The following is a 20,484-nucleotide window of genomic DNA, read 5'->3' on the forward strand; positions in this document are numbered from 1 at the left end:
TGCTGGGTGGAGGTGACTCATGAGCGACACGCGACGTCTCGAGGTGCTGCGCGCCATCGTGGAGGACTACGTGCACACGCAGGAGCCGGTCGGCTCGCGCGTGCTCACCGAGCGTCACCAGCTCGGCGTCTCGCCCGCCACCGTGCGCAACGACATGGCCGCGCTGGAGGAGGCAGGGTACATCGCCCAGCCGCACACGTCCGCCGGCCGCATCCCCACGGACAAGGGCTACCGGCTGTTCGTGGACCGGCTCTCCGAGGCGCGGCCGCTGACCCAGCCGCAGAAACGGGCCATCGAGAAGTTCCTGTCCGAGGCCGTGGACCTGGACGACGTCATCGGGCGCGCCGGCCGGCTCATCGCGCAGCTCACCGGGCAGGTCGCCGTCGTGCAGTACCCGTCGCTGCGGCGCTCCGGCCTGCGGCACCTCGAGCTCGTGCCCACCGGCGAGAACCGCCTGCTCGTCGTGGTCATCACCGACAACGGGCGCGTCGAGCAACGATTCCTCGATGTGCCGGACGACGTCGACGAGGCCACGCTCGGGGAGCTTCGTGCCCGGCTCAACGCCGCGGCCGCCGGGCGCCGGCTCACGCAGATGGACGTGGCGTTCAACGAGGTGTCCGCCGCCGTCGCCCCCGAGCACCGGCCCCTCGTCACCGCGATCGGCGAGGTCGTGACCAGCGCGCTCGACGAGGAGCAGGAGGAGCGACTCGTCGTGGCCGGCCAGGCGAACCTCGCCCGCGCGGGCATGGGGTTCGACCAGGGCCTCAGCCCGCTGCTGGAGGCGCTCGAGGAGCAGGTCGTGCTCCTGGGGCTGCTGACCGAGATGACGTCCGACGAGAACGTGGCGGTCAGCATCGGCCACGAGAACAAGCTGGCCGGGCTCTCGCGCGCGTCGGTGGTGAGCACCGGGTACGGATCGGACGGGGACACGGTCGCCCTGCTCAGTTCCATCGGGCCGACGCGCATGGACTATCCGGGCACGATCGCCGCGGTGCGTGCCGTGGCCCGCTACCTCTCCCGGGTGCTGCCCACGTGAGCAACCGGACCCCGACCGACCCACCCGCCGACCAGTCGTACCCGCCGACCCGGGCGCGCCATGGCCACCCAGCACCGCTGCCTTCCGACCCAGAGCGAGCGAAGAGAGACCTGTGACCGACTACTACGAGATCCTGGGTGTCCCGCGGGACGCCTCGCCCGAGCAGATCAAGAAGGCGTACCGCAAGCTCGCCCGCACCCTGCACCCGGACGTCGCCGGGAGCGATGGCGAGGACAAGTTCAAGGACGTCGCGCGAGCGTACGAGGTGCTCTCCAACCCGGAGAAGCGTCAGCAGTACGACATGGGCGTCGACCCCAGCGCCCCGGGTGGCGGCGCCGGCGGCGGATTCGGGAACGGGTTCGGGTTCCAGGACATCTTCGAGACGTTCTTCGGCGGGGGTCAGCCGAGCGGCCCCGTTCCCCGTGCCCGCCGCGGCAACGACTCGCTGGTGCGGCTCGACATCGACCTGGCCGAGGCCGCCTTCGGCGTCAAGCGCGAGCTCCAGGTCGACACGGCCGTGGTGTGCTCCACCTGCTCCGGCGACGGCGCCCGGCCGGGCACCACCTCCCGCACCTGCGAGGTCTGCCACGGGCGCGGCTCCGTGCAGCGCGTTGCCCGGTCGTTCCTCGGCCAGGTCATGACCACCGCGCCGTGCTCGGCGTGCGGCGGGTTCGGCACGGTCATCCCGGAGCCCTGCCCCGACTGCTCGGGCGAGGGCCGCGTGCGCTCGCGGCGCACCGTGACCGTGAACGTGCCGGCCGGCGTCGACACCGGGACGCGCATCAAGCTCTCGGCGCAGGGCGAGACGGGCCCGGGCGGCGGACCGGCCGGCGACCTGTACGTCGAGATCCGCGAGAAGTCGCACGACACCTTCGTGCGCCGCGGCGACGACCTGCACTGCACGCTTCCCGTCCCGATGACGGCCGCCGCGCTCGGCACGACCCTGTCGCTGGACACGCTCGACGGGCCGCAGGAGATCGACATCCGACCCGGTACGCAGCCGGGACAGATCGTCACGCTGAAGAACCTCGGCGTGGGGCACCTGCACGGCAGCGGCCGGGGCGACCTCAACGTGCACATCGAGGTCCAGGTGCCGACGGGCCTCACCGAGGAGCAGACCAGCCTCCTCCGGCAGCTTTCGGCGCTGCGCGGCGAGGAACGGCCCGAGCCGCGTCTGGCCGCCGCGCACCCGGGCGTCTTCTCCCGCCTGCGCGACAAGCTGTCCGGGCGGTGACGGATTCCTCGGGGCCGGCCGTGGAAGCGTCACGCCTGAACGCCGAGGGTGTGCCATGAGCGCGCCGGTCTTCCTCGCCGAGGGGACGCGGCTGGGCGAGTACGCCGTCGGCTCGGTGTTCGTGCTCGACGGCGCGGAGGGGCGCCACGCCGGCGTCGTGCAGCGGCGCGGGCCGGGCGAGCGGATCGACGTCGTCGACGGCGCCGGCCTGCGGCTCGAGGGCGTCGTCGAGTCCGTTGACGACGGTCACGTGCACCTCCGGGTCGGGGGCGTCGTGGCCGAGGAGCCGCCCGTACCCGTCGTGACGCTCGTCCAGGCGCTCGCCAAGGGGGACCGGGACGAGCAGGCGATCGAGGCCGCTACGGAGACGGGCGTCGACGCCGTCGTGCCGTGGCAGGCCGAGCGGTCGATCGTGGTGTGGCGCGGGCCGCGCGCGGCGAAGTCGCAGGCCAAGTGGGTGGCCACGGTACGCGCGGCGACGAAGCAGGCCCGGCGGGCGCGGGTGCCGGAGGTGGCCGCGCCGGTGACGACGAAACAGCTCGCCGCACGGGCGCGGGACGTGGTCGGCGCCGGGGGAGTGGTGGTCGTGCTCCACGAGGAGGCGACGCTCCCGCTGCGTGAGGTGCCGCTGCCGGAGGCGACCGGGCATGAGGCGTCGGGGAGTGAGGTACCGGCCACCGGGATGCCGGTGTCCGGGGCGTCGGTGTCCGGGGCGGGTGGTTCGCCGGTGCCCGAGCTGCTCGTCGTCGTCGGGCCCGAGGGCGGGATCTCCGAGGCGGAGGTGGACGCCCTCACGGCGGCCGGCGCGGTGACCGCCCGGCTGGGCCCGCACGTCATGCGTACCTCGACGGCCGGCCCGGTCGCGGTGGCGATGCTCAACGAACGCCTCGGCCGCTGGTCCTGACGCCATCGCCCGCCGAGGCAGTGGGTCCGTGTGGAACCCACTGCCTCGGCGGGCCTGACCGTCGCAACCGGTTCCGGGCCGCCGGAGGGCGTGCGAAGACCGAGGACGCGACGCAGGAGCGCCCGCAGGCCTGAGCCCGGCGGTTCCGGAAAACACTGTCAGTCCCGGACCACGAACTCCACGCGGCGGTTCTTCTCCAGGTCCGCGAACGTCAGGGGCGCGACCCGCGGGCGAGACTCGCCGAACCCCTTGTACGACAGCCGGTCCTCGTCCACGCCGAGGTCGACGAGCCGGTCCAGCACCGTCCGCGCGCGGCGTTCGCTCAGCCTCTGGTTGTCGTCCTCGTCACCACGAGAGTCCGTGTGGCCCTCGATGCGGACCCGCACGTCCGGGTGCTCCTCCAGCACGCGGGCCGCCTGCCGCACCACCTTCTTGCCGTCCCGGGTCAGCCGGGCGCTGTCGGTGACGAAGGTGATGTTCGGGATCTCGACGAGGTCGTCCTGGGCCTCTGCCCTTTCCTTCTTCGTCGGCTCGCGGTCCGCGTCATCGGAGTCGCTCTCGGCCGAGTCGTCGTCCCCGGAGCCGCCGTCGCCGTCCTCCGAGTCGGAGGAGCCCGAACCGGATCCGTCGTCCTCCGACTCGGAGTCGTCGGAACCGGCGTCGTCCGCGTCGGAGCCGATGTCGTCGGAGCCGGCGTCCGCGTCGTCGGTGCCGTCCACCGCCCCGTCGTCGGCGGAGTCGCCGGAACCCGAGTCGCTGTCGTCGGCCGTGACCTCACCCGCGGTGCCGTCGTCGTCGGCCTCGCCGCTCGCGACGGCGTCGAGGTCCACCTCGCCGTCCGGACCGACCGCCCGCACCACCCGGACGCCCGTGACGTCCCGGACCACCGCGCCCGCCGCGGCCGCCGCCGTGGTGGTGCCCGCCTCGACGGTCGCGTCGCGGCCGACGAAGCTGACGTCGGCGCCGGCGACGCCGGCCGCGGAGAGCGCCTCCTGCGAGCTCGCGGTGAGCTTGTCCTCGATCTGCTCGCGGAACCCGGTGTCCTGCCAGCTCGACAGGCCGGCCAGGGCCAGCACCGCGACGACGATCGGGCCGAGCAGCGCCTTCAGCGTGCTCATGCGCTCTCACCCTCGGCCCGCGCGACCTTCTCCGCGTCCGCCGCGAGGGCGGCCTGCTTGGCGGTCTCGCCCTCGACCTCGTCGACGTCGGTGTAGTCGACGTCCTCGACGAACTTCGTCGTGCCGCGCTCCTGGCCGCCGACGAGGTAGTCCTGGTACTCGTCGAGGCCCGCGCCGTCGCCCTCCACCAGGTACTGCGCCTGCTGCGCCCAGGTCTTGACCGACGGGGCGAACTTGATGCCGCTCTTGGCGATCGACTCGCGCAGCTCCGCCTCGGAGGTCGCCGCCACCTGGGCGTACGAGGTGATCCCGGCAGCCTTGAGGGCCTTCTCGATCTTCGGGCCGATGCCCTCGATCACCTTGAGGTCCTCGTCCGCCGGCTGCTCCGGCTCGGGAGCGACGGCGGCCGCGGCCTCGGCGTCGTCGGCCACCGCCTCGGCGTCGACGTCCTCGCCGGTCGCCTCGGCGGCCTTCGCCGCGTCGGCCGCGAGGGCGGCCTGCTTGGCGGTCTCGCCCTCGACCTCGTCGACGTCGGTGTAGTCGACGTCCTCGACGAAGTCGGCGCTGCGCCGCTCGCGCCCGGCGATCAGGTAGTCCTGGTACTCCTCCAGGCCCTCCTCGTCGCCCTCGACCAGGTACTGCGCCTGGGCGGCGAAGGACGTCGCGGCCGGCGCGAACTTGATGCCGGAGTCCGCGAGGGCCTTGCGGATGTCGTCCTCGGACGCCTCGGCGACCCGGGCGTACGAGCCGTAGCCCGCGTCCCGCAGCGCCGACGCGATCTTCGGGCCGATGCCCTCGATGCGGGTGAGGTCGTCGTCGGACCCGGCCTCGTCGTCGAGGGCCGTGCCGGAGCCGTCCTCGGTGTCGGGCGCCGTCTCACCCGCGGGCGTCCCGTCGACGGCGGCCTCGCGCGTGGCGGCCTCCGCCTCCGCGACGACCTGGGCCTCTGCGCCCGCGTAGACCGCGAGGTTCTCGTCCTCGATGTCGGAGGGTTCCGTGGTCTTCTCGCCGGCGGTCCCGGCGCCGGCGGTGCTCGCGGCGGGCGAGGTCTCCGTGGTGGCACCGGCGTCCTGGCTGGTCGTCCCGTCAGCGGCGTCCGCCGTGCCGCCCGTGCCGCCCGCGTCGTCGGTCTTCACGTCACCGGAGGGGACGGCGAGGGCGGTGGCGGCGTGCGCCGGGGCACCGGCGGCCACGTCGGTGTCGGCGGGCTCAGTGGTGTCGGACTTGGTGGTGTCGGACTTGGTGGAGCCGGGCGTCTCGCCGCCGGTGTCCGCGTCGGCCCCGGGGGAGTCGGCATTCGCGGTGGCCCCGGCCCTCGCGGTGGCGGTCCTCGCGGCGCCGGCCTTCGCGGAGCTGGTCCTCGTCGTGGTGCTCGCCGGCGTCGACTTCTTCTCGACCGTCTCGGCGGTGTGCCTACCGGTGGCCCGGCCCCGGCGGGCCCACAGAATCCAGCCGACCCACAGGCCGATCAGGAAGAAGATGATCGCGGTGATGATGATGAATAGGAGCGACTGGGTGATGAACCAACCCACGCTGAACCTCCTGGGTGTACGGACGACCGCCGGTCGGGCGGCGGCATCGGCGAGAACGTGTCCGATCTGCGGGGGTCTGGGGCTCCACCCGTCGAACGGGCAGACTCAACCACAGTTGGCGAAGTCTGGCACTTCGGGCGACATAACAATTTCGAATATGCCTCAGATGGACGCAGCGACCGGCCGCTGGCCGGAATATCGGTCGCGTACCCCGGCGTGCGCGGTCGCGTACCCCGGCGTGCGCGGTCGCGTCCGCCGGAGCCGGGCGTCACGGGTCCGTGCCCGGTAACCTGCGGCCATGGTGAGGACGACGGAGACGAGCACGGAGAAGGCCGCGGAGAGGAGTGCGGACTGCCTCTTCTGCAAGATCGTCGCGGGCGAGATCTCGGCCGACATGGTCGCGGAGTCGGAGTCGGCGGTGGCGTTCAAGGACATCAACCCGAAGGCGCCCGTCCACGTGCTGGTGGTGCCGCGCAAGCACCACGCGGACGTGAGCGCGCTGGCGGGTGCGAGTCCCGAGGCGCTGGCCGACGTCGTCGCGCTGGCCGATCAGGTCGCCTCCGATCTCGCGGACGGTCAGTACCGGCTCATCTGCAACGTCGGCCCGAAGGCCGGCCAGACCGTGTTCCACGCCCACGCCCACGTCCTGGCGGGTACCCAGCTGACCGGCTTCTGATCCGGCGCGGCCCCGAGGGGGCCATGCGACCCGGCAGGGGCCATGCGGGCCGCTGGGCCACCAGGCCGGCCGGGGGAGCGGCACGCGAGAGGCACGGCGCAGACCGCCGGGCCGGCGGGCGCCGACCCGGAAATCGGGCGACACAGAAGGGGCAGGGGTCGATAGGATGAACGTGTCACCTTTTCCCGGAGCCCGAGGAGCGCATCGGCATCAGCCGGCCCATGACAACTTCCGCATCGCACGCAACCGCCCAGCAGACCGATCGCAGGCCGCAGCGCGGCACCGAGCATCGCGTCGTCGTCCCGGCCCACATCCCCATGGTCGCTCTGCTCGGTAGTCAGGATGCCGTGCTCCGCGCGATCGAGGACGGGTTCGGCCAGGTCGACGTCCACGCCCGCGGCAACGAGATCGCCGTGTCCGGCCCTCCGGGCGACGTCGAGCTCGTCTCGCGGCTCCTGGACGAGCTCATCCAGGTGGTCGAGGCCGGTACCCAGCTCACCCCCGAGGTGGTCACCCGCTCCATCAGGATGCTCACGTCGGCGTCCGCCCAGCGCCCTGTCGATGTGCTGACCTTCGACATCCTGTCCAACCGCGGTCGCACCATCCGGCCCAAGACCCCGGGCCAGAAGCACTACGTCGAGGCGATCGACGCCAACACGATCACGTTCGGGCTCGGCCCCGCCGGCACGGGCAAGACCTACCTCGCGATGGCCAAGGCGGTGCAGGCGCTCCAGGCCAAGCAGGTCAACCGGATCATCCTCACCCGGCCCGCCGTCGAGGCGGGGGAGCGGCTCGGCTACCTGCCCGGCTCGCTCACGGAGAAGATCGACCCGTACCTGCGCCCGCTGTACGACGCGCTGCACGACATGATCGACCCGGAGCAGGTCCCGAAGCTCGTCGAGAGCGGCACGATCGAGGTCGCCCCCCTGGCCTTCATGCGGGGGCGCTCGCTGAACGACGCCTTCATCATCCTCGACGAGGCGCAGAACACCTCCACCGAGCAGATGAAGATGTTCCTCACGCGACTCGGCTTCAGCTCCAAGATGGTCATCACCGGCGACGCGACGCAGGTCGACCTGCCCGGCAACCAGACCTCCGGCCTGCGTGTCGTGGAGGACATCCTGGCCGGCGTGGACGACGTCGAGTTCTGCCGCCTGGGCTCGGCCGACGTCGTGCGCCACCGGCTCGTGAGCGACATCATCGACGCGTACGCGCGGTGGGACGTCGTCACGAACGGGCAGCGGCCCGGCCGCCAGCCGCAGGACCACCGGCCGCCGCAGCGGCGCCGGCGCTAGGGAGCACGGGTGAGCATCGAGGTCAACAACGAGTCGGGGCACGAGGTCGACGAGGCGGAGTTCGCCGCCCTGGGCAGGTACGTGCTCGACGCCCTGCACGTGCACCCCCAGTCGGAGCTGTCCGTCCTGTTCGTGGACAGCACCACGATGGCCGACCTGCATGTGCAGTGGATGGACGAGCCCGGCCCCACCGACGTGCTGTCGTTCCCGATGGACGAGCTGCGCCCCGGCAGGGAGGGCGAGGACCTCGCCCCGGGCACGCTCGGCGACATCGTGCTGTGTCCCGAGGTCGCCGCCAAGCAGGCGCGGACGGCGGGGCACTCCACAGCCGAGGAACTTCTCCTGCTGACCGTGCACGGCATCCTGCACCTCCTCGGCTACGACCACGCCGAGCCCGAGGAGGAGAAGGAGATGTTCGCGCTGCAGCGCCGGCTTCTCCTGACCTTCCTCGCGAACCGCTGAGGACGACCCCGTGACCGCAGGTCTCCTTGCCTTTGCCGCCCTCGTGGGCTTCGTCCTGGCCGGTGTCCTCTCGGCCGGTGAGGCCGCGCTGCTGCGCGTCACCCGGTCCGGACTCGCGGAGTGTCTCGCCGACGCGGAGCACGGGCCCGAGCCCGACCCCCGCCGCGCGGCGCGTGCGCGTTCCGCCCAGGCCCTCGTCGTGGAGCCGACGGCGACCGTGGCGTCGTTCGCCCTGGTGCGCGTCACCGCGGAGGTGGTGGCGATCGCCGCCGCGACGCTGCTGGTCCAGCAGGCGATCCCGGACCCGCCGTCCGGGGACCCCGTCCCGGAGCTGCTCGTCATGCTCGTCGCCCTGGCCACGGGTCTCGGCGTCGGCGTGCTGTTCGTGCGCATCTCGCCGCGCGCCCTCGGCTTCCGGCGGCCGGTCCAGGTGCTGCTCGCCCTCGCGCCGACCCTGACCGTCGTCTCCCGCGGCGTGGCGCGCCTCACCCGGCTGTCCGTTCCGCGGGTGCCGCCGTCCCCCGAGGAGGACCGGCGGGACATGGCGTACCGCGTGGGCGAGTCCGAGGACCTGGAGGAGGAGGACCGGGAGCTGCTGCGCTCCGCGATCGAGCTGGCCGACACGATCGTGCGCGAGGTGATGGTGCCGCGCACCGACATGATCACCGTCGCCGCCGACACCCCGCTGACCAAGGTGCTGCGCCTGTTCCTCCGCTCCGGCTTCTCCCGCGTGCCGGTCGTCGGGAAGTCCGTGGACGACGTCGTCGGCGTCGCCTACCTCAAGGACGTGGCCGCCGCCGTGCACTGGCCGGTCGACGGCGGGGCGGGGCCCGCGGGCGCGCGGCCCGCCGCGGACGTCGCGCGCGAGGCCGTGTTCGTGCCGGAGTCCAAGCCCGTCGACGAACTGCTCCGGGAGATGCAGTCGTCGGCGTCGCACATCGCCCTCGTCGTGGACGAGTACGGCGGCATCGCCGGCCTCGTCACGATCGAGGACCTGCTCGAGGAGCTCGTCGGCGAGCTGACCGACGAGCACGACACCGTCCCCGTCCAGGAGGCGGAGGAACTGTCCGACGGCGAGTTCCGGGTCCCGGCCCGGATGCCGGTGGACGAGCTCGGCGAACTCTTCGACCTGCGCCTGGACGACGACGACGTCGACACCGCGGGCGGCCTGCTCGCCAAGGCGCTCGGCAAGGTGCCGCTCGCGGGCTCGGCGGCCGAGGTGTCGGGCCTCCACCTGACGGCGGAGCGGGTCGAGGGCCGGCGCAAGCAGCTCGCGACGCTCGTGGTGCGCCGGGTGAGTCCCGCGGACGGCGACAATGGAGGCGAGCCCGCGCCGTCCGGCGTCGTCGGCCCGCCCCCGGACGCCGGGAAGCCGGCGGACGCCACGCGACCGCCGAAGCCCGGGCGCCCGCCGAAGCACGAGAAGGAAGCACACGCGTGAACGACGACAACCCGGTCCACCGGTCCGGCTTCGCCTGCCTGGTCGGCCGGCCCAACGTGGGCAAGTCCACGCTGACGAACGCCCTGGTGGGGGAGAAGGTCGCGATCATGTCCGCGCGGCCGCAGACCACGCGGCACACCATCCGGGGCATCGTGCACCGGCCCGACGCGCAGCTCGTCCTCGTGGACACGCCTGGCCTGCACCGGCCCCGCACCCTGCTCGGCGAGCGGCTGAACGACCTCGTGCGGGACACGCTGAGCGAGGTGGACGTCATCGCGTTCTGCCTGCCCGCCGACCAGAAGGTCGGGCCGGGCGACCGGTACATCGCGCAGCAGCTCGCGGAGCTGATGCGGGGCCGCAGAGCGGTGCCGGTCGTGGCCGTCGTGACCAAGGCCGACCTGGTGGAGCGCTCGGCGATGGTGGAGCACCTGCTCGCCGTGCAGGAGCTGGCGAGGTCCGTGGACCGGGAATGGGCCGACATCGTTCCGGTGTCGGCGAAGGACGGGTACCAGGTCGGCGAGCTGTCCGACGTCCTGGTCGGGCACCTGCCCGAGGGTCCCGAGCTCTACCCCGGCGGCGAGCTCACCGACGAGCCCGAGGCGGTCATGGTCGCCGAGCTCGTCCGCGAGGCGGCACTGGAGGGCGTGCGCGACGAGCTCCCGCACTCGCTGGCCGTGGTGGTCGAGGAGATCGTGGAACGGGAGGGCTCGGGCGACGAGGCGAAGGGCCGCCCGCCACTCCTGGACGTGCGTGTCAACCTGTTCGTGGAGCGCGACTCGCAGAAGGCGATCGTCATCGGCCGGGGCGGCTCGCGCCTGCGGTCCGTGGGCACGGAGGCGCGCCGGGGCATCGAGGCGCTGCTCGGTACCCGCGTGTACCTGGACCTCCACGTCAAGGTCGCCAAGGACTGGCAGCGCGACCCGAAGCAGCTGCGGCGTCTGGGGTTCTGACCCCGGGTAGCCTCGGAGGATGCTCTTCCGGACAGCCGTGACCAGCGCCGCGATCCTGCTCGGGCTCGCGGCCGCGGGGGCACTCGCCGGGCCGGGGTGGAATCCTGACCCGGTCACGGACCACATCCGGCCGGCCGCCGAGGACACGGCGATCGGCGGGGACGACGGCGGCATCCGCGGTCTCCCCGGGCCCGGCCGGTTCGAGGTCCGGGAGACCGCCGTGACCATCGAGCTGGACGACGGCGCCTCCGTGGACGGGCTGCTGCGCGAGCCGGTCGTCGAGGACCCCGGGACCGGCGCGGCCTCGGAGAGCGGCACTGACGCTCCGCCGTCGGACGGTCCGGGAACGACGGCGGGCGCACCCGGCGTCGTGTTCGTGCACGGCGCCGGCACCGGCAAGGCGAGCGACGCCTTCACGGAGGCCGCGACCGCGCTGGCGAGCGCGGGCATCGTCACCCTCGTGCCCGACAAGTACCTCGCCCACTACTCGACCCGCCATCGCGACTACGTCGAGATGGCCGGCGACTACCAGCACTCCGTGGAGTTCCTCCGGGGCGTGCCCGGCGTCGACCCGGAACGGGTCGGGATCTACGCGGAGTCGGAGGGCGGCTGGGTGGCGCCGGTCATGACGGCCGAGGACCCGGCCCTCGCGTTCCAGGTGTGGGTGTCGGCGCCCGTGGTGCCGCCGCGGCAGCAGGCGGCGTTCGCGATGGACAACTACCTGCGCAACACCGGCGTGCCACAGGGCGTGTTCCGGGCGATTCCGCGGGCGGTCGGCATGCGGCTGCCGGGCGGCGGGTTCGAGTACGCCGACTTCGACGTGCAGCCGTGGCTCGACCGGCAGACCGTCCCGATCCTCATGGCGTACGGCGCGACGGACCCGTCGATGCCGATGGAGCAGGCCGTGCGGCAGGTCCTCGCCGAGACGGCCGCGGGGGCCGGGGACGCGCCGGTCACCGTGCGCTTCTACGCCGGGGCGAACCACGGGATCAACGTGTCGGACGAGCCGCTCGGCGACGACATCGTGCCCCACGGCGACGACCTGCACCTGCACCCCGGCTTCGCGCGCGACGTGGCGGCCTGGGTGCACGGTCTGCCGGCGTCGGCCACGGCGAAGCCCCGGATCGCGGGCGCGCAGCCGCGGCAGCTGTACCTCGCGGCGCCCGTGCCCCAGCCGCACTGGTACGCGGACGGGGACGTCGTGCTGGGGATCGCGATCGGCTCCGCCGCGCTGCTCGTGGGCGGCGGCGCGACGCTGCTGACGACCCGGCTGCGCCGCACGCGGGTCGCCCGCCGTCTGGTCGCGGGTCTGCCGCGTGGCCGGGCAGGTGATCTGCCGACCACACGGCAGCCCCCCGACCAGCAGGCGCCCCGGCTGGCGGCCGGGATGGCGGCGCCGCTCGCCGTGATGGCCGGCGTGGCCGTGGCGACCGCCGCCGGACTGGTGGCCTATCTCCTGGCCGTGGCGCGGCTGGCGCTGGACTACGAGCAGAACGCGCTGGTGGTCCAGGGCGGCTGGGTCGGGGTCCGCGCGCTCGGCATCGTCGCGGTGGTCGCGGCGGCGGTCCTGCTCCTGCGCTGCCGGGCGGTGAGGTGGCGGGTCGTGTCCGACGACGGCGGCCGGGCGGGCACCCGGATCGTGACCGCGGCCTTCTGGGCCGTCGCGGCGGGCAGCGTCGCTCTCGGCCTGCTCCTGGCCCACTGGGGCGTCTACCAGCTCGGCATCTGAACGGCCGCCGCCGACGGCGGATGAACTGCCGCGCGCCGACGGCGGAGCGGATGTGAGGGAGGTGCGGAGATCCCACGATGTGACGTGGCTCGCCGCGATTCGGAACGACACGGTCCCGCTTGACGGGGTAGAAACGGTGGCGGACACCCATGCCACCCGCCCCCGCCACCCCGGCCCGCGGCGTCACCTCAGGAGTTGTGAATGACGGATATCCACGCCCCAGAGCGTGCGGAGCACCGGAGCGCCGGACCCGGTGCCGGCCCACGGAACGGCGCGGACCCCCGGAACGGCACCGGCGCGGCTTCCCCCTTCGCCACCTACCGGCCGGGCGACTACGTGCGCGACGTCATCGCCGCGCTCGTCCTCCTGCTCGCGCTCGCCCTGCCGTGGACCGCCGCGGACCACGGCGCCGACCGGGTCGAGGTCGTGCTCGCCACGGCGGTCTCGCTCGCGTCCCTCGCGCTGCCGTACCTGGCGCGGTTCGGCGCGCTGCCGGTGTCGTGGACCGTGCAGGCCACACGCAGGTGGCGGGTGTGGGCGAACGCGCCCACCGTCGTCGTCGCGCTGGTGGTGATCGCCCTCGACCTGGGCAGCGGATCCGGCGTGGGGACCGGCGTCGGCCTCGGCCTCGCCGGAGCCCTGCTCGCCGCCACGCCGCGGGACAGCGAGCTCGGACCGGCCGAGCTCGACGGCCGCGTCCACGACCGGTGGCGCACCGGTCTCGCCCTGGCCGGCGGACTCGTCGCCGCCTGCGCGCTGGTCTCGCTCGTCCAGACGTACATCAGCGATCGCGAACTCGGCCCGATGCTGCGGGCCCCCCTCGGGTTCGCCCTGGTCGCCGGCCTCCTCCTGCTCCTCGTGTTCGCGACCTGGCGCCGTGACCGCGCCGCGCGGCTCGTGCTGCTCGCCCTCGGCGTCGTCCTGATCGTCCTGGCCGTGTTCACCTCCGGCAGCGCGGTGCCCGGCGTGGAGTCCACCCACGGGCAGCGGTTCGGCCTCGTCCTGTTCCCGGCGCTCGCCGCGCTGGCCGGAGCCCCGGCCGTGCGGCGGTCACCGGTCTGGGAGTCCCGGGAGGCAGGCCCCGTGCCCGGCGCCGTCGACGTGTGGGTGCGCGCCGCGGTCCGCGCCTTCCAGGTCCTCGTGCTGTTCGCGCTGTGCAGCGCCGGGGGCGGCCTCGTCAGCCTCGTCGCCGACGGGTTCGACGTCGCGCCCCTGCTCCGCCTCATCCTCGGCCTCGTGATCGCGGGCGTCGCCTGGTTCGGGCAGCGCTCGCTGCGCCGCGACACCTCGACCGGGCACGTGCCGGCCGTCGGTGCCGCCTGCGTCACCGGCGTGCTGGGCCTCGTCGTGGTGGTCGCCACCTCCGGCGGCGGGGACGGCCCGCGGATCGTGGACCTCGTGACGGCCCTCGGGCTGCCGGGCATCGCCGCGTCCGCACTCATGGTCCCGAAGGCCGTGCGCGAGCACTTCCAGACCTCCGGGATCGCCGGTGACGGAGCCGCCGACCACAGCCCCGCGTGGATCTGGGCGCCGGCGGCCGCGGATCGTCCGGCGACGCTGCCGGACAAGCCGGCCCGCGAGCGCGAGCAGATCCCGACGAGTGGCACGCACGTCGCTGCGTCCGCGCGCAGCGGTGCGGGGGCCGAGGACGGGGCTGCCGGCCAGGGCGCGCCGCCGGGTGCTCCCGCGTCCGGGGCCCAGCCCGTGGCGGACGCCGCCGCGACGCCGGACGCTGGCCCCTGGCAGCCCGCGGCCGAGCAGTCCACGGCAGGGCATACGACGGGGCAGAGCACGGTCGAGCAGGCCACGGCCGCGGCGCGGGCCACGGCGGCAGCGTCCGCCGGTACGGGCGACGAGCAGCCGTCCACGCGGGACGTCACCGCGATGCTGCGCCCCGCCTCCGGCGCCGGACCGGCCGCGCCCGCCGCCGCGTCGCCGGACTCCGGCAGCGTGCCGGCGACTCCGGACCGGCCGCGCAAGCGGGTCTCCTCGACCGGTGCCGTGCGCACGTACGCGGGTCAGGAGCACCGCGCCGCCTCGGGCGAGCAGCCGTCCGTGACACAGGTGGCCAAGCAGCCGACGGCCCGCGAGATGCAGAGCCTGGCGGCGCGGCAGGACGCCGCGCGCGAGACCGCCGTCATGCAGCCGGTCCAGGGCGGGGCCCGGCCCGCGGGCGTCGACCACGCCGCGCAGCCCACGCTCGTCGGGCAGCCCGCCCAGCCGCAGCCCGCCCAGCCGCAGCAGCGCGCCTGGACCCCCGAGGTCGCCCTCGACCCGCGCACGCCGCTGGCCGATCTCGCCGTCATCGTGCAGGAGGCGCCCCACCTGCGGCCGCACGTCGCCCGGAACCCCTCCACGTACCCCGCGCTGCTCGACTGGCTCGGCGGGCTCGGCGACCCGGACGTGGACGCCGCGCTCCGCTCGCGCCGACAAGTGTGAGAATGCTGCCTGTGCGCCCCATCACCCAGTCGAACAAGCTGCGCGACGTCCGGTACGACGTGCGCGGGCCCATCCTGGTCGAGGCCGAGCGGCTCGAGGCGGAGGGCCACCAGGTCCTGAAGCTGAACATCGGCAACCCGGCGCCCTTCGGATTCGAGGCGCCGGACGTCGTCGTCGACGGGCTGCGGAAGCACCTGCGCGAGGCGGAGGGCTACTCCGACTCCCGCGGCATCCTCCCGGCGCGCGAGGCCGTGTCGGCCTACTACACGGGCCGCGGGCTGGACGTCACGCCCACCGACGTGTTCATCGGCAGCGGCGTGTCCGAGATGATCTCGCTCGTGCTGCAGGCGCTCGTGGACGACGGTGACGAGGTGCTCATCCCCGCGCCCGACTACCCGCTGTGGACCGGCGCCGTGACGCTCACCGGCGGCACGCCCGTGCACTACGGGTGCGACGAGGCGGCCGGCTGGTCACCCGACCTGGCCGACCTGGAGTCCAGGATCACGCCGCACACCAAGGCGCTCGTGGTGATCAACCCGAACAACCCCACCGGAGCGGTCTACCCGCCCGAGACGGTGCGGGCGCTGGCCGACATCGCGCGGCGGCACGGGCTCGTGCTCCTGAGCGACGAGATCTACGAGAAGATCCTGTTCGACGGCGCGACCCACCACCACACCGCCACGTTCGCGGGCGACGACGTGCTGTGCCTGACCTTCTCCGGGCTGTCCAAGGCCTACCGCGTGGCCGGGTTCCGGTCCGGCTGGGTGGCGGTCACCGGACCGAAGCAGCTCGCCACCGACTTCCTCGAGGGCCTGACCCTGCTGGCGAACATGCGCATGTGCGCCAACGTCCCGGCGCAGTACGCGATCCCGGCGGCGCTCGGCGGCGACCCGGGCGTCGTCGACGAGCTCCTGCTGCCCGGCGGGCGGCTGCTCGAACAGCGCGACACGGCCGTGCGCCTGCTCAACGAGATCCCCGGGGTGCACACGGTCGCCCCGCAGGGCGCGCTCTACTGCTTCCCGCGCCTGGACCCCGCGGTCTACGCGGTGGACGACGACGAGAAGCTGGTGCTCGAACTGCTCCGGGAGAAGCACATCCTGGTGACCCACGGGACCGGCTTCAACTGGCCGTCCCCGGACCACTTCCGCCTGGTCATGCTGCCGAGGGTGGACGTCCTGAAGGACGCGATCGGTCGCATCGCGGACTTCCTGGACACGAAGCGGGTCTGAGGTCGGTGACCAACGCGGCACCACATCGTGGACAGGTGTGGTGCGGGCAACACGCGGAGGTACAGTGACAGCGTGCACCCGGCGAAGAGCCTCCTCCTTCGGTGCCGCGGCGAGGCCCCATAAAGAGGCCGGACTCCTCGCCGCGGTGGCTTCGTGATGCCGGCCGCGGCCCGTGACCCGGGCCGTCGCTGAGAGAAGGTCACTTCTACCCGGAGGACGCGCAAGTCATGAACACCAGCACGGAGAGCACGACCGCCCCTGTCCCGACGCACGGAGACCCCGTGTACGGCACCGCCGGCGGACTCGTCGAGGACAACCCGCAGCAGCCCTCGGGCATGCGGGTGACCAAGTACCGGCCGTTCCACGAGCAGATCACCGTCGACCTGCCCGACCGGACCTGGCCCACCAAGCGCATCGAGCGGGCGCCGCGCTGGTGCGCGGTCGACCTGAGGGACGGCAACCAGGCCCTCATCGAGCCGATGGACGCCGAGCGGAAGCTGCGGATGTTCGACCTGCTCGTGAAGATGGGCTACAAGGAGATCGAGGTCGGCTTCCCGTCCGCGAGCCAGACGGACTACGACTTCGTGCGCAAGCTCATCGAGGAGGACCGGATCCCGGACGACGTCGTCATCCAGGTCCTCACGCAGGCTCGCAGCCACCTGATCGAGCGCACCTACGACTCCATCCGCGGCGCCAGGCAGGCGATCGTCCACCTGTACAACTCGACCTCGGTGCTGCAGCGCGAGGTGGTGTTCCGCACCGACCAGGACGGCATCGTCGACATCGCGCTCGACGGCGCGAAGCTGTGCCGCAAGCTCGAGGAGACGCTGCCCGAGACCCGGATCTACTACGAGTACTCGCCGGAGTCGTACACCGGGACCGAGCTGGAGTTCGCCGTCCGGATCTGCAACGAGGTGCTCGAGGTCTTCGAGCCCACCCCGGAGCGCAAGGTGATCATCAACCTGCCCGCCACCGTCGAGATGGCCACGCCCAACGTGTACGCCGACTCGATCGAGTGGATGAGCCGCCACCTGAACCACCGCGAGAACGTCATCCTGTCGCTGCACCCGCACAACGACCGCGGCACCGCCGTCGCGGCCGCCGAGCTGGGCTATCTGGCGGGCGCCGACCGCATCGAGGGCTGCCTGTTCGGCAACGGCGAGCGCACCGGCAACGTCGACCTGGTCACGCTCGGCATGAACCTGTTCGCGCAGGGCATCGACCCGCAGATCGACTTCTCGGACATCGACCTGATCCGCCGCACCGTCGAGCACTGCAACCAGCTCCCCGTACCCGAGCGCACGCCCTACGTGGGCGACCTGGTGTTCACGGCGTTCTCCGGCTCGCACCAGGACGCGATCAAGAAGGGCTTCGAGCACATGGCCGGGCAGGCCGAGGCCGCCGGGGTCACCGTGGACGAGCTGCCCTGGGGCGTGCCGTACCTGCCCATCGACCCGCGCGACGTCGGCCGCTCCTACGAGGCCGTCATCCGCGTGAACAGCCAGTCCGGCAAGGGCGGGATCTCCTACCTGCTCAAGCACGACCACGGCCTGGACCTGCCCCGCCGCCTGCAGATCGAGTTCTCCGGCGCCGTGCAGCGGGTCACCGACACGAGCGGCCACGAGGTCAGCGGCGACGACATCTGGCGCATCTTCACCGACGAGTACCTGCCGATCGAGGAGGGCTCGGCGGGCGCCGTCGAGTCGGGCCTGCAGCCGTGGGGCCGGCTCAAGCTGGAGCACACGCGCGTGACGTCCGCCGAGGGCGGGCCCGCCACGATGGAGGTCGAGGTCGTCGACCGCGGCGAGAAGCACACGCTGACCGGGTCCGGCAACGGCCCGATCGACGCGTTCGTCGACGCGATCTCCTCCGTCGGGGTGGAGGTCAGCGTGCTCGACTACACCGAGCACGCCCTGTCCGAGGGCGGCGACGCGACCGCGGCCGCGTACGTCGAGTGCCAGGTGGGCGACGACGTGCTGTGGGGCGTGGGCATCGACCCGTCCATCACGACGGCGTCCCTCAAGGCCATCGTCTCGGCGGTCAACCGCGCGGAGCGCTCGGGCGACTGAGGAACCCTCCGGCCTCGTGCCCCGAGGTCGCTCCCGCTGTCGGATGATCGGCTCCCGCGGGAGGAGGACCGATCATCCGACAGCGCTCCTCGACCGGATCAGCCGGCGCGAGCCTGCAGGCATGAGATTGCCGGCATGAGCACGAGGTTGCCGCGCATCGCCCGAGAAGATCGCGGCGCGCAACCCGGACGCGTTCTGACGCCGTGAGCGCGGGCTGTGGCCGGAGCGGCCCCGTTCGCGGCCTCCGGGACGCCGTCGTGCTGACAACGTTGTCCCAGCGGCCGCCGCGCGCGCCGGGCGGCAAGCCCGGGCGAACGCGGCCCGTTCCGTCCGGAGGGGCCCGCGATCTCTGGCAGGATGCCCTCTGTGAAGCACGGCACACGGGTAGCGTTGTTCCTGGTGGGAGCGCTCGTCTATACCTCCTCGGTGGAGGGGCGGGAGGCGCTCGCCGGGTGGTTCGACGGTGTCCTGTGGTCGGTTGCCACGATCCTGCTGGTCCTCGCGGTGCGGCATCCCGCCCACGACGTCGTCGATCCGAGAAGCTCCGTGGTGCGTGTGCTCGACACGGGCGGGTCGTCGCGGAACCGGGTGCGCGCGATCCTCGGGCTGGCGCCCCTCGGCGCCGTCGAACGGGAGCGCCCGCCCGGGGCGCCGCGACCCGGGCGGGGCGCCGCGCAGGAGGGCTGGATCGTCGCGTACGGCCTGACCCGTGTCCGGGCCGAGCAGGCCGTGGCGCACCTCGCGGTGCGGGGGATCCGTGCCGTGCGGGACGTGGACCCGCTGCACGTCGTGCGCAGGCTGCTCCTGCACGCGGCGCCGGTCGTGATCGCGCCGGTGGTGGTCACGGTGGTCGGCCGGTTCGAGCTGCTGCCGTACGTGGGCCCGCTCAGCGTGGTGGTGGTGTGGGCGGTGCTCGTCTTCCTCGCCTACCTGGCGATCGACGTGCTGGTCGCGCGTCGCGGCACCGCCGATCCCGAGTTCTCCGTCGACGGGCCGTTCACCGTGCGGCTGGTGGGCATGGACGCGACGGCCGGGCGCGACGCCGTGGAGCTCATCAGCGCGTTGTGCCAGGTCGCGGCCCTCGGCCTGGATGACGCGCGCACCCTGTTCCGCACCATCCCGGCGACGGTCGCGGAGCGCGTCACCGCGGCGGAGGCCGACCGCTACCGCACCGCGCTGGAACGGGCGGGCGCCACCGTGGAGGTCGTGGGCAGGTAGCGTCTGCGCATGCGCGACCAGATCATCCTCCAGCCCGGCACCGACGTCCCCGCGGGCGTGCACTACCTGGCCACCCAGCGGGACACGGCCTTCTGGGGCCGCCTGCCGTGCGCCGCCGACGAGCCGGTCCTCACCGTGGACCCGGGGGACGACGTCGTGATCGACACCCTGTCCCACGAGGGCATCCTCGAGGACCAGGGGTCGGATCCGCTCACCTGGTTCGCCGAGCGGGGCGTGCCCGACGGCGCGGTGCTGGCCGACGCGGTCGAGCTGACGCGCGCCGCCCGCGCGGGCGAGCACGCGAGCCGGCTCGGCGTCCGCATCCCCGGGATGCCGGACTCGCCCGGCGGCCACGGCGGCCACGTGGTGACCGGACCGATCGCGGTGCGCGGCGCCCGCCCCGGCGACCTGCTGGCGATCCGCGTCCTGGAAGCGACGCCGCGCGTCCCCTACGGCGTCATCTCCAACCGGCACGGCCGCGGCGCGCTGCCCGGGGAGTACCCCGCCGGCGGCGCGCCGGCCGTCAGCGTGTTCGCGTCGGTGGACGACGACGGGCGCGGGCGCATCCCGCTGTCCGCTGACGCCCGGTCCACCGTCGGGTTCGACCTCGCGCCCTTCTGCGGGATCATGGGCGTCGCCGCCGCGGGCGGCGAGCGACCCCACTCCGTGCCGCCGGGCAGGTTCGGCGGCAACCTCGACATCAACCTCCTCGGCGCGGGCACCACGCTCTACCTGCCCGTGCAGGCCGACGGCGCGCTGGCGTACGTCGGCGACCCGCACTTCGCGCAGGGCGACGGCGAGGTGGCGCTGACCGCGTTCGAGGCCTCCCTGCGGATGCGGCTGCGCCTCGACCTGATCCCGGCCGGCGAGGCGACCGCCATGTTCGGGGAACTGGCCGGCCCGCTGGGGGAGACGCGCGACTTCCTCGTCCCCACGGGCCTGGACCGCGACCTCGACGTGGCCGTGCAGGACTGCGTCCGCGCGGCCATCGCTCTGCTCCGCGCCCGGTACGGGATGGACGCCGAGCACGCCTACGCCTACCTGTCGGCCGCGACGGACTTCGACATCTCGCAGGTCGTGGACGTCGTCAAGGGCGTCCACGCGAAGATCCGCAAGTCGGACTTCGGTAGCTGACACGACCGACCGGGTCGG

General features: G+C 73.4%; 16 protein-coding genes. 14 read left to right on the forward strand and 2 right to left on the reverse strand.

From position 1 onward, the window contains the following. The first annotated feature begins 19 nt into the window (after window positions 1-19). From hrcA to IIE03_RS18995, 3 genes are all read left to right on the forward strand, one after another. Window positions 20-1,036 (forward strand): heat-inducible transcriptional repressor HrcA, encoded by a 1,017-nt coding sequence (hrcA, locus tag IIE03_RS18985; protein WP_192864324.1) that lies wholly within the window; start codon window positions 20-22, stop codon window positions 1,034-1,036. Window positions 1,037-1,148: 112 nt separating this feature from the next. Next, complete coding sequence (gene dnaJ, locus IIE03_RS18990) at window positions 1,149-2,270, forward strand: molecular chaperone DnaJ (RefSeq protein WP_192864325.1); 1,122 nt, start codon at window positions 1,149-1,151, stop codon at window positions 2,268-2,270. Between the two features lie 55 nt (window positions 2,271-2,325). After that, window positions 2,326-3,174, forward strand: a complete 849-nt coding sequence (locus IIE03_RS18995) for a 16S rRNA (uracil(1498)-N(3))-methyltransferase (RefSeq protein WP_192864326.1) — start codon at window positions 2,326-2,328, stop codon at window positions 3,172-3,174. A gap of 158 nt (window positions 3,175-3,332) precedes the next feature. Here the strand turns inward: IIE03_RS18995 and IIE03_RS19000 are convergent, their stop codons facing one another. Together IIE03_RS19000 and IIE03_RS19005 are read right to left on the reverse strand one after the other, a co-directional pair. Continuing rightward, the gene (locus IIE03_RS19000) at window positions 3,333-4,292 is read right to left on the reverse strand and encodes an OmpA family protein (RefSeq protein ID WP_192864327.1); all 960 of its coding nucleotides are present in this window, start codon (window positions 4,290-4,292) and stop codon (window positions 3,333-3,335) included. Then, window positions 4,289-5,824 (reverse strand): helix-hairpin-helix domain-containing protein, encoded by a 1,536-nt coding sequence (locus IIE03_RS19005; protein ID WP_192864328.1) that lies wholly within the window; start codon window positions 5,822-5,824, stop codon window positions 4,289-4,291. Before IIE03_RS19005 ends, IIE03_RS19000 begins: the two co-directional genes overlap by 4 nt. Window positions 5,825-6,122: 298 nt before the next feature. Between IIE03_RS19005 and IIE03_RS19010 the strand changes: the two genes are divergently transcribed. The 11 genes from IIE03_RS19010 (at window position 6,123) to IIE03_RS19060 (ending at window position 20,466) form a co-directional block, all read left to right on the forward strand. Then, window positions 6,123-6,500, forward strand: coding sequence for a histidine triad nucleotide-binding protein (locus tag IIE03_RS19010; RefSeq protein ID WP_192864329.1), 378 nt, complete (start codon window positions 6,123-6,125; stop codon window positions 6,498-6,500). A gap of 221 nt (window positions 6,501-6,721) precedes the next feature. Beyond that, complete coding sequence (locus IIE03_RS19015) at window positions 6,722-7,795, forward strand: PhoH family protein (protein WP_192864330.1); 1,074 nt, start codon at window positions 6,722-6,724, stop codon at window positions 7,793-7,795. Window positions 7,796-7,804: 9 nt separating this feature from the next. Next, on the forward strand, window positions 7,805-8,257 hold the full coding sequence (gene ybeY / locus IIE03_RS19020) for an rRNA maturation RNase YbeY (RefSeq protein ID WP_192864331.1): 453 nt from the start codon (window positions 7,805-7,807) through the stop codon (window positions 8,255-8,257). Window positions 8,258-8,267: 10 nt separating this feature from the next. Then, complete coding sequence (locus tag IIE03_RS26850; RefSeq protein ID WP_192864332.1) at window positions 8,268-9,698, forward strand: hemolysin family protein; 1,431 nt, start codon at window positions 8,268-8,270, stop codon at window positions 9,696-9,698. Then, window positions 9,695-10,648, forward strand: coding sequence for a GTPase Era (era, locus tag IIE03_RS19030; protein ID WP_192864333.1), 954 nt, complete (start codon window positions 9,695-9,697; stop codon window positions 10,646-10,648). The genes IIE03_RS26850 and era overlap by 4 nt, the downstream gene beginning before the upstream one ends. Before the next feature lie 19 nt (window positions 10,649-10,667). Then, window positions 10,668-12,377, forward strand: coding sequence for an alpha/beta hydrolase family protein (locus IIE03_RS19035; RefSeq protein ID WP_192864334.1), 1,710 nt, complete (start codon window positions 10,668-10,670; stop codon window positions 12,375-12,377). Window positions 12,378-12,578: 201 nt separating this feature from the next. Further along, complete coding sequence (locus IIE03_RS19040) at window positions 12,579-14,816, forward strand: DUF7937 domain-containing protein (RefSeq protein WP_192864335.1); 2,238 nt, start codon at window positions 12,579-12,581, stop codon at window positions 14,814-14,816. Window positions 14,817-14,827: 11 nt separating this feature from the next. Next, on the forward strand, window positions 14,828-16,045 hold the full coding sequence (locus IIE03_RS19045; protein WP_192864336.1) for a pyridoxal phosphate-dependent aminotransferase: 1,218 nt from the start codon (window positions 14,828-14,830) through the stop codon (window positions 16,043-16,045). Window positions 16,046-16,272: 227 nt separating this feature from the next. Then, window positions 16,273-18,114, forward strand: a complete 1,842-nt coding sequence (gene leuA / locus IIE03_RS19050; protein WP_192864337.1) for a 2-isopropylmalate synthase — start codon at window positions 16,273-16,275, stop codon at window positions 18,112-18,114. 366 nt (window positions 18,115-18,480) lie between these two features. Next, window positions 18,481-19,332 (forward strand): ribosomal protein L7/L12, encoded by an 852-nt coding sequence (locus IIE03_RS26855; protein ID WP_192864338.1) that lies wholly within the window; start codon window positions 18,481-18,483, stop codon window positions 19,330-19,332. 9 nt (window positions 19,333-19,341) lie between these two features. Beyond that, a complete protein-coding gene (locus IIE03_RS19060) occupies window positions 19,342-20,466 on the forward strand; it encodes an acetamidase/formamidase family protein (RefSeq protein ID WP_192864339.1) in 1,125 nt (374 codons plus the stop codon). Window positions 20,467-20,484 lie beyond the last annotated feature (18 nt).

The sequence above is a fragment of the Myceligenerans pegani genome (assembly GCF_014892515.1).
Lineage (GTDB): Bacteria > Actinomycetota > Actinomycetes > Actinomycetales > Cellulomonadaceae > Myceligenerans > Myceligenerans pegani.